The sequence below is a fragment of the Hydrotalea sp. genome, assembly GCF_049968455.1.
GTDB lineage: Bacteria > Bacteroidota > Bacteroidia > Chitinophagales > Chitinophagaceae > Hydrotalea.
Genome location: NZ_JBMFQT010000001.1, coordinates 322,141 through 335,753 on the forward strand (window position 1 = coordinate 322,141; position 13,613 = coordinate 335,753).

16 protein-coding genes and 2 rRNA genes are annotated in these 13,613 nt (G+C 35.8%); 14 read left to right on the forward strand and 4 right to left on the reverse strand.

The features are described 5' to 3' along the window. Window positions 1-76: 76 nt before the first annotated feature. The 6 genes from ACP5P5_RS01430 (at window position 77) to ACP5P5_RS01455 (ending at window position 4,579) form a co-directional block, all read left to right on the forward strand. Complete coding sequence (locus ACP5P5_RS01430) at window positions 77-877, forward strand: ParA family protein (protein WP_428284339.1); 801 nt, start codon at window positions 77-79, stop codon at window positions 875-877. 43 nt (window positions 878-920) lie between these two features. Continuing rightward, window positions 921-1,844: a ParB/RepB/Spo0J family partition protein gene (locus tag ACP5P5_RS01435; RefSeq protein WP_428284340.1), complete on the forward strand. Its 924-nt coding sequence runs from the start codon at window positions 921-923 to the stop codon at window positions 1,842-1,844. A 41-nt stretch (window positions 1,845-1,885) separates the two neighbouring features. Next, on the forward strand, window positions 1,886-2,509 hold the full coding sequence (locus tag ACP5P5_RS01440; protein WP_428284341.1) for a DUF5683 domain-containing protein: 624 nt from the start codon (window positions 1,886-1,888) through the stop codon (window positions 2,507-2,509). Between the two features lie 14 nt (window positions 2,510-2,523). Next, window positions 2,524-3,243, forward strand: coding sequence for a 4-hydroxy-tetrahydrodipicolinate reductase (gene dapB / locus ACP5P5_RS01445; protein WP_428284342.1), 720 nt, complete (start codon window positions 2,524-2,526; stop codon window positions 3,241-3,243). A 131-nt stretch (window positions 3,244-3,374) separates the two neighbouring features. Then, window positions 3,375-3,788 carry an RrF2 family transcriptional regulator gene (locus ACP5P5_RS01450; RefSeq protein WP_428284343.1) on the forward strand — a complete coding sequence of 138 codons (414 nt, stop codon included), beginning with the start codon at window positions 3,375-3,377 and terminating at the stop codon, window positions 3,786-3,788. A gap of 5 nt (window positions 3,789-3,793) precedes the next feature. Further along, window positions 3,794-4,579, forward strand: a complete 786-nt coding sequence (locus tag ACP5P5_RS01455; RefSeq protein WP_428284344.1) for a DUF3575 domain-containing protein — start codon at window positions 3,794-3,796, stop codon at window positions 4,577-4,579. Here ACP5P5_RS01455 and ACP5P5_RS01460 read toward each other — a convergent pair. Then, entirely contained in the window at window positions 4,569-5,534 is a 966-nt protein-coding gene (locus tag ACP5P5_RS01460; RefSeq protein WP_428284345.1) for an NAD-dependent epimerase/dehydratase family protein, read from the reverse strand. The two genes, ACP5P5_RS01455 and ACP5P5_RS01460, sit on opposite strands and share 11 nt — an antisense overlap. A gap of 84 nt (window positions 5,535-5,618) precedes the next feature. Between ACP5P5_RS01460 and kdsA the strand changes: the two genes are divergently transcribed. Further along, a complete protein-coding gene (gene kdsA / locus ACP5P5_RS01465; RefSeq protein ID WP_428284346.1) occupies window positions 5,619-6,452 on the forward strand; it encodes a 3-deoxy-8-phosphooctulonate synthase in 834 nt (277 codons plus the stop codon). A gap of 11 nt (window positions 6,453-6,463) precedes the next feature. Here the strand turns inward: kdsA and ACP5P5_RS01470 are convergent, their stop codons facing one another. After that, window positions 6,464-6,694, reverse strand: a complete 231-nt coding sequence (locus ACP5P5_RS01470) for a PspC domain-containing protein (protein ID WP_428284347.1) — start codon at window positions 6,692-6,694, stop codon at window positions 6,464-6,466. 167 nt (window positions 6,695-6,861) lie between these two features. Between ACP5P5_RS01470 and ACP5P5_RS01475 the strand changes: the two genes are divergently transcribed. The 7 genes from ACP5P5_RS01475 to ACP5P5_RS01505 all read left to right on the forward strand — a co-directional run bounded on the left by ACP5P5_RS01475 (window position 6,862) and on the right by ACP5P5_RS01505 (window position 13,201). Next, on the forward strand, window positions 6,862-9,132 hold the full coding sequence (locus tag ACP5P5_RS01475) for an aconitate hydratase (protein WP_428284348.1): 2,271 nt from the start codon (window positions 6,862-6,864) through the stop codon (window positions 9,130-9,132). A 228-nt stretch (window positions 9,133-9,360) separates the two neighbouring features. Next, a complete protein-coding gene (gene rpsF / locus ACP5P5_RS01480) occupies window positions 9,361-9,714 on the forward strand; it encodes a 30S ribosomal protein S6 (RefSeq protein WP_428284349.1) in 354 nt (117 codons plus the stop codon). 3 nt (window positions 9,715-9,717) lie between these two features. Beyond that, a complete protein-coding gene (gene rpsR / locus ACP5P5_RS01485; RefSeq protein WP_298413605.1) occupies window positions 9,718-9,981 on the forward strand; it encodes a 30S ribosomal protein S18 in 264 nt (87 codons plus the stop codon). Window positions 9,982-10,075: 94 nt separating this feature from the next. Beyond that, entirely contained in the window at window positions 10,076-10,522 is a 447-nt protein-coding gene (rplI, locus tag ACP5P5_RS01490) for a 50S ribosomal protein L9 (protein WP_298413608.1), read from the forward strand. A gap of 225 nt (window positions 10,523-10,747) precedes the next feature. Continuing rightward, window positions 10,748-11,134, forward strand: a complete 387-nt coding sequence (locus ACP5P5_RS01495) for an RNA recognition motif domain-containing protein (protein WP_428284350.1) — start codon at window positions 10,748-10,750, stop codon at window positions 11,132-11,134. A gap of 151 nt (window positions 11,135-11,285) precedes the next feature. Then, entirely contained in the window at window positions 11,286-12,161 is an 876-nt protein-coding gene (locus ACP5P5_RS01500) for a carbon-nitrogen hydrolase (protein ID WP_428284351.1), read from the forward strand. Further along, window positions 12,161-13,201 (forward strand): agmatine deiminase family protein, encoded by a 1,041-nt coding sequence (locus tag ACP5P5_RS01505; protein WP_428284352.1) that lies wholly within the window; start codon window positions 12,161-12,163, stop codon window positions 13,199-13,201. The genes ACP5P5_RS01500 and ACP5P5_RS01505 overlap by 1 nt, the downstream gene beginning before the upstream one ends. A gap of 109 nt (window positions 13,202-13,310) precedes the next feature. Here the strand turns inward: ACP5P5_RS01505 and rrf are convergent. Together rrf and ACP5P5_RS01515 are read right to left on the reverse strand one after the other, a co-directional pair. After that, window positions 13,311-13,424: ribosomal RNA gene (gene rrf / locus ACP5P5_RS01510) — 5S ribosomal RNA — on the reverse strand. A 47-nt stretch (window positions 13,425-13,471) separates the two neighbouring features. After that, window positions 13,472-13,613 (reverse strand): 23S ribosomal RNA (locus ACP5P5_RS01515); the annotation flags it as partial.

Below are 13,613 nucleotides of genomic sequence, written 5' to 3' on the forward strand. Positions count from 1 at the left end.
ATGCTTTAGATTTGCAACCTTGATGAATTGAAATGAGTAAATAAATTTTTTAATTGCCTTTTAAGCAATATACCCTATGGCGCGAATTATTAGCATTGCAAATCAAAAAGGAGGTGTTGGTAAAACCACATCGGCCATTAATCTGGCAGCCAGCTTTGCCGTATTAGAATACAAAACTTTATTGGTTGATGCCGACCCGCAAGCCAATAGCACTACCGGTGTTGGATTTGATTTGCATAATATAACCAACAGTTTATACGACTGTATGGTTAACAATGCTACTGCAGAAGATGTTATTTTAAAAAGTGAAATGCCCTACTTAGATGTCATTCCTTCACATATTGATTTGGTTGGGGCAGAAATTGAAATGATTAATTATCCTAACCGGGAAAACGTTTTAAAAACTGTTTTAGAACCGATTAAAAGTAAATACGATTTTATTATTATTGATTGTTCCCCTTCTTTAGGGCTAATTACTGTTAACTCACTGGTTGCTGCCGATAGTGTAATTGTTCCGGTACAATGCGAGTTTTTTGCCTTAGAAGGATTGGGTAAACTTTTGAATACCGTAAAAATTGTACAAAACAGGTTAAATCCCGAGCTTCAAATTGAAGGTATTTTAATGACCATGTATGATGGGCGTTTGCGTTTATGTAACCAGGTAGTGAGTGAGGTTAGAAGGCATTTTGATGATTTGGTATTCTCAACCATTATTCATCGTAACACCCGTTTAAGTGAGGCACCAAGTGTGGGTAAACCGGTAATTTTATACGATGCAGAGAGTAAAGGCTCTGTAAATTATTTAAATTTAGCAAAAGAAATTTTACAGAAAAATGAAATGACAAATATGAGCAATACGGAAAGAATTATTGAATAAAGAAAAAAATTGCTTCATTTGCCATTAATTTATAACCTTCAATATGAGTGCACCCAAACAAAATAAAGCTATGCTAGGCAAGGGCATCCGCTCCTTGCTTCAAAATATTGATGAAGACTTAAAAAATACCTCAGGCCATTTAAAAAATAAAGTGGTTGAACAGGTTACGGGAATAATGCGCATCGCTATAGATGACATACAAATTAACCCCAAACAACCGCGCCGCGACTTTGATGAGACTGCGTTACAAGAATTAGCTGCCTCTATTAAAATACATGACATCATTCAACCATTAACAGTATCAAAATTAGCTAATGGTAAATTTCAACTTATTGCCGGTGAAAGAAGATTTAGAGCCAGCAAATTGGCAGGATTAAAAGATGTTCCGGTTTATGTGCGACAAGCTAACGATACAGAGTTATTGGAATTAGCACTTCTTGAAAATTTACAACGCGAAGACTTAAATGCCATTGAAATTGGCTTGAGTTACAAGCGCATGATGGAAGAATTAAATTATACTCAGGAACAAGTAGCAGAAAGAATGGGCAAAGAAAGAAGCACCATTACCAACTACATGCGCCTATTAAAACTTCCACCCGACATTCAATTAGCCGTTAGAAACGGGAAGATTAGTATGGGACATGCCAGAGCACTCATCAACATTGATAGTGTTGATAAACAATTATTTGTTTTCAATGAAATTAAAACAAAAGAATTGAGTGTTCGTCAAACTGAAGAACTGGTTAGACGAATGTATAAAGCACAAAGTCAGTCAGCTGTTAAATCTTCTTCAAAAAATCAACTTCCACCAGCCTATAAAAAAATTGAAGATAACTTAGCTTCACATTTTGCCACTAAAGTTACTTTGGCACATCAAAAAACAGGCAAAGGAAGTATCACTCTTGAATATTATTCGTTAGAAGAATTGAACAAAATATTAGAGCTTATGAATATAAGCGTTAGTTGAACATGAAAGCAACTATTAAATTAATTTTAATTACATTTTTTATGCATGCTTTTGTTAGTGCATTTTGCAATAACAATACGCTTATATTTGAAAATCTTAGGGTTGAAATACCACTAAGAGACACTACAAAAGATAGCAATAGCATAAAAGAAACGTCCCCCATTATTAAAAAAAAACATAACCCTAAAATTGCAACACTTCGTTCAGCAATACTTCCGGGTTTGGGTCAAGCCTATAATCGTGAATATTGGAAAATTCCCATAGTATATGGTGCTTTGGCAATACCAACTGTAACATTCATTTACAACAATACTTGGTATAAACGTACTCGCGATGCTTATACTATTAAGATTACTAATGACACTGCCCATTTTGCCAACATCTATCCTATTTTACAAAATATTGATCCCGCTGCTTTACAAACCTATCGAAATCAGTTTAGAAGAGACCGTGATTACTCCATTCTTTGGTTTGCAATTTTGTGGGGATTAAATGTAGTGGATGCCACTGTTTATGGACATTTAAAAGACTTTGATGTAAGTGATAACTTAAGTTTACACATTGAACCTACCTTCAATTCAGCTTTATCAGCTCCGGGTTTAAGTTTTACATTTAGTTTTCGAAATAAACAACCAATTTTAAAACCATTACCCACTGCCAGGTAAAAAATTATAATGAAATGAAAATTGCGTTAATTGGATATGGTAAAATGGGCCAGGCTATTGAGCAAATAGCGTTAAATAAAGGTCATGAAATTGTTTTAAAAATAGATGTAAACAATGCTCATGAACTAACTAAAGAAAATTTACAAAAAGCAGATGTAGCCATTGAATTTACCGGCCCCCATAGCGCTTTTCAGAACGTAATGCACTGTATTAACTGGGGCGTGCCGGTTGTATGCGGTTCTACAGGATGGTTAGAAAAATTGCAAGAAGTAGAAGATACATGTAGACAAAAAAACGGAGCATTCATATATGCCAGCAACTTTAGTATTGGTGTAAATTTATTTTTTGAGTTGAATAAATTTTTGGCTCGTTTAATGAACAAACACAGTGAATATAATGTTAGCTTAACCGAAATACACCATACACAAAAAAAAGATGCACCAAGTGGTACTGCAATTACATTGGCAGAACAAATAATGCAGGAAATAACATCAAAGAAAAAATGGGTGAATACTCCTACTCAACAATCTAATGAATTAAGTATTATTTCAGAAAGAATTGATCCTGCACCAGGCACACATAAAGTTTTGTATCAATCACCAATTGATGATATTGAAATTATTCACACAGCACACAACCGTATTGGCTTTGCAGGTGGTGCAGTATTAGCTGCTGAATTTTTGAAAGATAAAAAAGGCATATTTACCATGAAAGATGTATTAGGCTTCGCATAATTTATTTTTTCATTAACCATTTCTAATAAACATTTTGCAATAAAAAGATAGCATTTCAGTATATTGAATAACAAAATTTGTTACCGATATTAGCTAAGCTTTTTTGTTTTTCATACAATAATACCCTGTATATGCTATCGAAAAAAACACAATATGCCTTTAAAGCTTTAACTTATTTGGCTCAACACCAAAATAATGGGCCTGTTTTAATTGCAGAAATTGCCCGCAAAAAAAACATTCCACTAAAATTCTTGGAGAATATTTTACTTGAACTAAGAAAAGCCGGTATATTAGAAAGTAAAAAAGGAAAAGGTGGTGGCTATTTATTTAAAACTCCTCCATCAACCATTGCTTTGGCGAAAGTGATGCGCACAGTTGAAGGGCCTATAGCATTATTACCCTGTGTAAGTTTAAATTTTTACGAAAAATGTAAAGACTGCCAAGAAGAAGTTTGTGGATTAAATAAGGTGATGATTGAAGTAAGAGATGCATCTTTAAAAATTTTAGAAGGAAAAACTGTGGCTGATCTTGCCATGTTAGAATGAAAAAAATGTATAAAATATTCCTAAGCATTTTAATTGTAACAGCTACTCAGTATCTGCATGCACAACCTATTCATGAAATAAAGCATTCCGATACCACTAAACCCTTACTTGTTAAGCCTGTATTACATAATTCATTAAAAATAAATTTAAGTTCGCTAGCATTTCAAAACTATAGTATTAGCTATGAAAGACTGATTAAAAATAAAGTTTCCATATTAGTGGGTTATCGGTATATGCCATTCACAACATTACCCTTTAGTAATACTATTAGCCAAATTGCCAATAATGAAAATGTTAACTTTAATGGAATTAACCTTGGGAATTATGCTTTTACGGGTGAATTAAGGCTCTACGCAAATAAAAATATGCATGGTTTTTATTTAGCGCCTTATGGTCGTTATGCCAATTTTAATTTAGCTATTCCCGTTCAATATAATACAAATCAGGGGGGAAATACTACAGTTCAAAATGCAGTATTTAAAGGTAATATAACTTCAATAAGTGGCGGATTATTGTTGGGTTTACAACAGCATATTAGTCGGCATTTTGTTTTTGATATATGGTTAGTTGGTGCCAACTTTGGAAATGGTAATGGCATATTAAATGCTAACTTTACCACACCACTAACAATGCAGGAACAAAGTTCCTTACAAGATAATTTAAATAATATTAACGGAGGCCCTTTTACTGTGAAAGGTACAGTAACCAGTAGTACAACCGCTAATTTAAACTTAACGGGTCCCTGGATTGGCATAAGAGCATTAGGGGTAAATATTGGCTTTATTTTTTAACCAACTCCTTTGTTTGTTGCAAATTCTGAATCATTTCTGCCGTCATTAACTCCAAATCAAAATCGGGTTTCCAATTCCAATCTGTCCTAGCAAAGCTATCATCAATACTTTGAGGCCAACTATCTGCAATGGTTTGCCTGTAATCGGGTTTATAATGAATTGTAAAATCCGGTATATGCTTTTGAATGGCAGCAGCAATTTCTTTTGGCGAAAAACTCATGGCTGCAATGTTATAGGAGGTTCTAACTTTTATTTGTTCTTGCGGTGCTTCCATTAATTGTAACGTGGCTTTTATAGCATCGGGCATGTACATCATAGGCAAGTAAGTGTCTTCCCGCAAAAAGCAATTGTATTTTTTTTCTTCCAATGCATCATGAAATATTTCAACTGCATAATCAGTTGTTCCTCCACCTGGGGCAGATTTATAACTAATTAATCCGGGATAACGTAAACTTCTTACATCAACCCCATACCGTTGGTGATAATAATTGCACCAAAATTCACCGGCATACTTACTTATACCATAAACAGTTATTGGTTCAATAATTGTTTGTTGTGGACAATTTATTTTAGGAGATGTTGGCCCAAACACTGCAATGCTACTAGGCCAATAAACTTTTTGAATTTGTTCTTCACGTGCAATATCTAACACATTCAATAAACCCTGCATATTTAAATTCCATGCCAAATTCGGATTTTTTTCACCGGTAGCAGAAAGTATTGCAGCCAATAAATATATCTGAGTAATGTTTTGTCGTATTACTTGCACATGCAACATTTCCTTATTCATCACATCTAAACTAACATAAGGGCCGGTGCCCTTCAACAATTCATTTTCTTCCCTTAAATCAGAAGCTACCACATTGTTATTTCCATAAACTTTGCGTAAAGCAAGCGTTAATTCAACACCTATTTGACCACTTGCACCAATTACCAATATTTTATCTTTTACCATTTCTTTTATATTTGCTAACAAATGTTAGCGCAAAGAAAACAAAAATGCTTGTAAGTTCGCATTTCAATCATCCATTTAATTTTTATGATACCAAATTTTCTTACTCCATTATTACAAAAACAACAATACAACCAACAACAATTTTTTCTAATTGCCGGCCCATGTGTTGTGGAAAGTGAAGATTTGGTGATGGAAGTAGCCGATAAAGTTTACACCATTTGTAAAAAATTGGGTATACCCTATATTTTCAAAGCAAGCTACCGCAAAGCCAACCGTACAAGTGCCAATTCTTTTACAGGGCTTGGTGATGAAGTAGGTTTAAGTTTAATTCAAAAAGTAGGTAAAACATTTTCACTGCCAACAACTTCCGACATTCACGCACATGATGAAGCTGCCGAAGCAGCTAAATATATCGACATATTGCAAATTCCAGCCTTTTTATGCAGACAAACTGATTTGTTACAAGCGGCGGCGGCTACTCAAAAAATCGTTAATGTTAAGAAAGGGCAATTTTTAAGTGGCCCTGCCATGCAATTTGCAGTTGATAAAATAAAGAAAGCCGGTAATGAACAAATTATGTTAACTGAACGTGGTACCACCTTTGGATATCAGGACTTAGTGGTTGATTACCGAAATATTACTTGGATGAAACAATTGAATCAACCTGTTATAATGGATTGTACCCATAGTTTGCAGCAACCCAACCAAACAAGTGGTATAACAGGGGGTAATCCGGCATTAATTGAAACCATTGCAAAAGCAGCTATTGCTACAGGGGCCAATGGATTGTTTATTGAAACACACCCTAACCCTGCCAAAGCTTTAAGTGATGGGGCAAATATGCTACCCTTACATTTATTGGAAAATCTTTTAGAGAAATTGGCAACCCTAAGAGAAACTATAGTGAAGATTGGCTAATTAACTTCTTGCTATAAATACTTTAACGGATTTCTTCTGGCATTTAAAATGTACTCTTTTATATTCATCCAAAACGCCAGTATCATGTAAATAATGAGTGGAGAACCCATTGTTAGAAAAGAAATGTAAATAAACCACATTCTTATACGCGATGTGGCAATTCCCAGTTTTTCTCCAATTGCGGTACAAACACCAAATGCATTCATCTCCAAAAACTCACGAACTTTATTCATTGCTTTCATAAGGTTTATTTTATCAATAAACGAATTGCAATTTAAGGTATTTCAACAAAATTAATATTAATAACAATTCAAAAAAACAGTTGTTCACAACGGCATGATTTCATGTAATTTTGCCACTTCAAAAAAACTGGTTAAAGTCTTTTCATCACATAATAAAATTTATCATCATGGCTTTCGACTTAGAAATGATTAAGAAAGTTTATGCCGAAATGCCTGCAAAAATTGCAGCAGCACGCAAAACTTTAGGTCGTCCTTTAACTTTAGCTGAAAAAATATTATTTGCTCATTTACATGCAGATCAACCCCTTAATAATTTTGAAAGAGGGAAAAGTTATGTTGACTTTGCGCCAGATAGGGTTGCAATGCAAGATGCTACCGCCCAAATGGCCTTGCTACAATTTATGCAAGCCGGCCGCCCTAAAGTTGCAGTTCCTTCAACTGTTCACTGCGACCACCTAATTACTGCTCGTGTGGAAGCAAAAGCCGATTTGCAAGTGGCAACAACTGAAAGTAAAGAAGTGTATGATTTTTTAGCCTCTGTTTCCAATAAATACGGTATTGGTTTTTGGAAACCCGGTGCAGGAATTATTCACCAGGTAGTTTTGGAGAATTATGCATTTCCGGGCGGAATGATGATTGGAACAGACTCACATACAGTGAATGCAGGGGGGTTAGGAATGATTGCCATAGGTGTAGGTGGTGCAGATGCCTGCGATGTAATGGCAGGCTTACCATGGGAGTTAAAATGGCCCAAACTAATTGGTATTAAACTAACCGGTAAATTAAATGGATGGACTGCTCCAAAAGATATTATTTTAAAAGTTGCAGGCATTTTAACAGTGAAAGGTGGAACAGGTGCCATTGTTGAATATTTTGGTGAAGGGGCTACTTCATTAAGCTGTACCGGAAAAGGAACCATTTGTAATATGGGGGCCGAAATTGGTGCCACTACCTCAACTTTTGGTTATGATGATAGTATGAGCCGCTATTTAAAGGCAACAGGCCGTGAAGAAGTTGCCGCCTTAGCAGATGCAATTAAATCTGATTTAAATGCAGATCCTGAAGTTTATCAAAATCCAGAAAAATACTTCGACCAAGTAATTGAGATTAACCTTAGTGAGCTTGAACCCCATTTAAATGGCCCATTTACTCCCGATTTAGCTACGCCAATTTCTAAAATGAAGGAAGTTGCTGCTGCTAATGGCTGGCCAACTAAAGTTGAGGTAGGATTGATTGGAAGTTGTACCAACTCATCATATGAAGATATTAGTAGAGCCGTAAGTTTAGCCAAACAAGTAAGCGATAAAAATTTAAAGCCCAAAGCTGAATATACTATAACCCCCGGTTCTGAACAAGTACGCTTTACCATTGAAAGAGATGGATTCTTAGATACTTTTGAAAAAATTGGTGCTAAAGTATTTGCAAATGCATGTGGTCCTTGTATTGGAATGTGGGATAGAATGGGTGCTGACAAACAAGAAAAAAATACGATTGTTCATTCATTCAATAGAAACTTTGCTAAACGTGCCGATGGTAACCCCAATACATATGCCTTCGTTGCTTCCCCTGAAATGGTAACTGCATTGGCAATTGCCGGCGATTTAACCTTTAACCCTATTACAGATTATTTAACCAATGAAAAGGGTGAAAAAGTAAAATTAGATCCACCTAAAGGTGAAGAATTACCTTCAAAAGGATTTGCAGTTGACGATCCGGGTTATCAAGCACCTGCGGCTGATGGAAGTAAGGTAACTGTTGCTGTAGACCCTAATTCAAGCCGTTTACAATTATTAGCGCCTTTCCCCGCTTGGGAAGGAACCGATTTAAAAGGTTTGAAATTATTAATAAAAGCTAAAGGTAAATGTACTACCGACCATATTTCAATGGCTGGTCCTTGGTTAAAATATCGCGGACATCTTGATAACATTTCCAACAACCTTTTAATTGGTGCTATTAACTTTTTTAATGATAAAGCTAATTTAGTGAAGAACCAATTGAATGGCACTTATGGCCCTGTTCCTGAAACACAGCGTGCCTACAAAGCCGCCGGAATTGGCTCAATAGTAGTTGGTGATGAAAACTATGGCGAAGGATCATCTCGCGAACATGCAGCCATGGAACCTCGCCATTTAGGAGTTCGTGTAGTTTTAACCAAATCGTTTGCGCGCATACACGAAACCAACCTAAAAAAACAAGGTATGTTGGCATTGACTTTTGCCGATAAAAACGATTACGATAAAATTTTAGAAGACGATACTATTGATGTTTTAGGCTTAACTGAATTTACACCCGGAAAGCCTTTAACAATAGTTTTACACCATGCCAATGGCACTTCCGATACCATTTCGGCTAACCATACCTACAACCAGCAACAAATAGAATGGTTTAAAGCAGGTGCTGCATTAAACATTATTCGCAAACAAGTAGCTGGCAATTAAGGGTAATCCTAAATTTTCTATTTAAAAGAACGTCATCCACCAATGGCGTTCTTTTTTGTTCAAATAGGAAAACAACCGAAATTGCACTTCCGCAGTAAAAAACAGTTTCTGGTTTCAATAAAAACTCCTACTTTTGCAGCCCCAATTCTGTTTTGGCAGAATCATACTTTCAACAAAGAAAGTTTGTCCATTGGGAAAAAACCAATTTTTTCATCAAAAAAACAAGTAATGAACCATTACGAATTAATGATCATTTTCACTCCGGTACTTTCCGAAGATGATTTTAAATCAGCTCAAAAAAAGTATACGGATTTTGTTACAGAACATGGAGGTACCATTGTTCATAGCAATCCATGGGGCTTAAAATCTTTAGCTTACCCCATTCAGAAAAAAACAACCGGAATTTATTGGGTATTGGAATACACTGCCACTCCGGACTTTAATGAGAAATTCAAAATCCAAATGTTACGCGATGAGCAAATCATGCGTCACATGATTTCTAAACTCGATAAAAACGCCGTCGAGTATAATGAAGTAAAGAGAAATGGCGGATTTAAAGTAACCGAAAAAATGGAGGGATAAGCCATGGCAAAAAATGAAATAAAATACCTGACCGCCATTAAACAGGAAAAACCCAAAAAGAAATTCTGCCGGTTTAAAAAATATGGCATTAAATACGTTGATTATAAAGATGTTGAGTTTTTGAAAAAATTCATTAATGAGCAAGGTAAAATGTTACCTCGACGTTTAAGCGGAAACTCATTAAAATACCAACGTAAAGTTGGCGATGCTATAAAGAAAGCCCGTCAAATGGCTTTGTTACCTTATGTAACTGATCTTTTAAAATAAATCTTTTCTTAGTAACCTCCCTAACCTTATTCATACACAAACCGAGTAAGGGACAGTTGAAATGACTGGGTAAAGGGAACTAAAACTTAAAAATATGCAAGTAATTCTTATTCAGGATGTAGATAATTTGGGTGGAAAAAATGAATTAGTAACTGTAAAAAATGGTTACGCTCGTAATTATCTTATTCCTCAAAAGTTTGCTGTTGAGGCAAACCCTTCCAACTTAAAGCAATTAGAAGAACGCTTAAAAGTTCAGGCTAAAAAAGAAGCGGCCATGTTAGCCGAAATTCATAAAGTAACGGAAGTATTAAAAGCTTCTCCAGTTAAAATTGGTGTTAAAACAGGTACTAGCGGCAAAATTTTTGGTACTGTTACTGCATTGCAAATTACCCGTGCCATTCGCGACCAAAAAGGTTACGAAATTGACCGCAGACGTATTCATATTCTAACTGAAGTAAAAGAAATTGGATTACACAAAGCATCTATTGATTTTGGTAATGGTAATGTTGCCGAAATTGAATTTGATGTGGTGGCTGAATAATTCAATTTTCCAAATATTATTAAAAGCCGTGGCTTAATACCGCGGCTTTTGTTTTTTTAAACATCTGTTACTTATTAAAAAAAAAGTTGGACGAATGAATAAAAAAATTATCTTCGTTAGTCCAATGACCAGTTCTTCCATTTCTCTAGAAGGTTTTCACGTAAATGCTTCGGGGCTTTTGGTTACTGTTTTTATCATTGGTATCACTTAAATTAACTTTTAAAAATGAACATTTACGTTGGAAATTTGAACTGGAACATGACCAGTGAAGACCTGCAAGAACTTTTTGCACCTTATGGTGAAGTAACTTCAGCTAAAATTGTTACTGACAAATTCAATAACAACCGTAGCAAAGGTTTTGGTTTTGTTGAAATGCCTGATGATGAAGCTGCTAAAGCTGCTATTAGTGCATTACACGATACTGACGTGCAGGATCGTAAAATTGTGGTAAACGAATCAACTCCACGCCCCGAAGGTGAACGCAAAAGCGGTGGCTTCAAAAAAAGCTACGGCGGTGGTAACCGCGGTGGTGGTTATGGTGGTAACCGCGGTGGTGGCGGCGGCTACAATCGCGACCGTGGTGGAAATGGTGGCGGTTACAACAGATATTAATCATCCGTTCCAAACAAAAGACACTTCAATCCCATTCCAAAGCAGGAATGGGATTTTTCATAGGTATTATGGCAACTAATGTTATTAAAATAATGTTTGTGCTTATTACATTCCCTATGCAACCGTTATTTTTGCACACAAAATTTTAAGCATGTCAATTGTTAATGTAGGATTGGTACAAATGAGTTGTTCCAGCGAAAAACAACTCAACCTGCAAAAAGCTATTCAACAAATAAAAGCTGCTGCAGCAAAGGGTGCACAAATAGTGTGTTTGCAAGAATTATTTACTTCCTTATATTTTTGCGATGTAGAAGATTATGATAATTTTTTATTAGCAGAAGCAATTCCGGGGCCATCTACTGAAGCATTATCATTAGTTGCAAAAGAACATAATGTAGTAATAATAGCTTCTTTATTTGAAAAAAGAACACAAGGCTTATACCATAACACAACTGCCGTAATTGATGCGGATGGCACCTACTTAGGTAAGTACAGAAAAATGCATATCCCCGATGACCCCGCATATTTTGAGAAATTTTATTTTACGCCCGGCGATTTAGGCTATAAAACTTTTAAAACAAAATTTGCCACTATTGGAGTATTAATTTGTTGGGATCAATGGTATCCTGAAGCAGCACGTATTACTAGTTTAATGGGCGCAGAAATATTATTTTATCCAACAGCCATTGGATGGGCTACCTCACAAGATGAAGCCACAAACAAAGAGCAATTCAATGCTTGGCAAACAATGCAACGCAGCCACGCAATAGCCAATGGCGTGCATGTAGTTAGTGTGAACCGCGTTGGATTTGAACAAAATGGTTTAATGAAATTTTGGGGCGGATCATTTGTTAGCAACCCATTTGGAACTGTACTTTACCAAGCTACACATGATCAAGAAGAAGTGGCAGTTGTTCCAATAGAATTAGCAAAATCTGATAGCTATAGAATACACTGGCCTTTTTTACGCGATAGGCGCATCGACTCCTATCGACCTATTACAAAACGATTTATTGACGAACAATAATGAACTTAACACCGCAACAACAAGGCTATTATTTCCCAGCCGAATGGCATAAACATACTGCTACATGGCTAAGTTGGCCACATAAGGAAGCAAGTTGGCCCGGAAAAATTCATACCATATATAAGCCTTATGCAGAATTTATTAAAACACTTACCGAAGGTGAAAAAGTTTGCATTAATATTTCTGATGCATCAATGGAACAATTTGCCCGTACTATTTTAAAAGAAAATGGGGTTAACACTAATGCCGTAGAATTTTACCAGCACCCTACTAATGATGCTTGGTGCAGAGACCATGGCCCTGCGTTTTTAATTCACCGAACTGAACAGAAAAAAGCAATTGTTGATTGGAATTATAATGCCTGGGGAAATAAATATCCACCCTACGATTTAGATGATGTAATCCCAACTCGTATTGCAGAAAAGTTAGGATTACCTGTATTCCATCCGGGCATTGTAATGGAAGGTGGCTCTGTGGACTTTAATGATGCCGGCACACTGATTACTTCAACAGCATGTTTATTAAATCCAAATAGAAACCCACACCTATCACAAAAACAAATAGAAGATTATTTACACAATTATTATGGTGTTGAACAAATTTTATGGGTTGATGAAGGGATTGTTGGAGATGATACGGATGGACACATTGATGATACTGTTCGCTTTGTAAATACCGATACTGTAATTACTGTTATTGAAGAGAATAAAAATGATGAGAATTACCATTTATTGCAACATAATTTAAAGCAGCTGCAACAAATGCGTTTATTAAATGGGAAACAATTAAATATAGCTGAGTTACCGATGCCCGAACCAGTTATATATGAAGGTCAAAGATTACCCGCATCGTATGCAAATTTTTATATTGCCAATAAATCAGTAATTGTTCCAATCTATCGCTGCAGTAGAGATGAAGAGGCTTTAGAAATTATAGCAAGCTTATTTCCAAATCGAAAAGTGATTGGTATAGATTCAACAGATGTTATTTGGGGATTAGGTAGTTGGCATTGTTTAAGCCAGCAAGAGCCTGAGGTTTAAAAAAGAATGTACCGAATAGTAGAAGTGGTTATTTAAAAAAATAGCCACTTTTTTTTGTATATACATCAAATAAAAAAGCCTTCTTGTGTACTACAAGAAGGCTAGATAAATACGGCAGCTACCTACTCTCCCAGGGACAAGGCCCAAGTACCATCGGCCATGAGGGGCTTAACTTCTCTGTTCGGAATGGGAAGAGGTGAACACCCTCGGTATAACCACCATAAACTCTTCAATAAGGTAACATATTGGGAAGTGATTTGTGTAAATAAAAAAAATAAAGCTTACGGGTAATTAGTACTACTCGACTTTGCTGTTACCAGCTTTACATCTGTAGCCTATCAACGTCATCGTCTCTGACGACCCTTAAAAGTAAACTCATCTTGTGGAAGGTTTCACGCTTAGATGCTTTCAG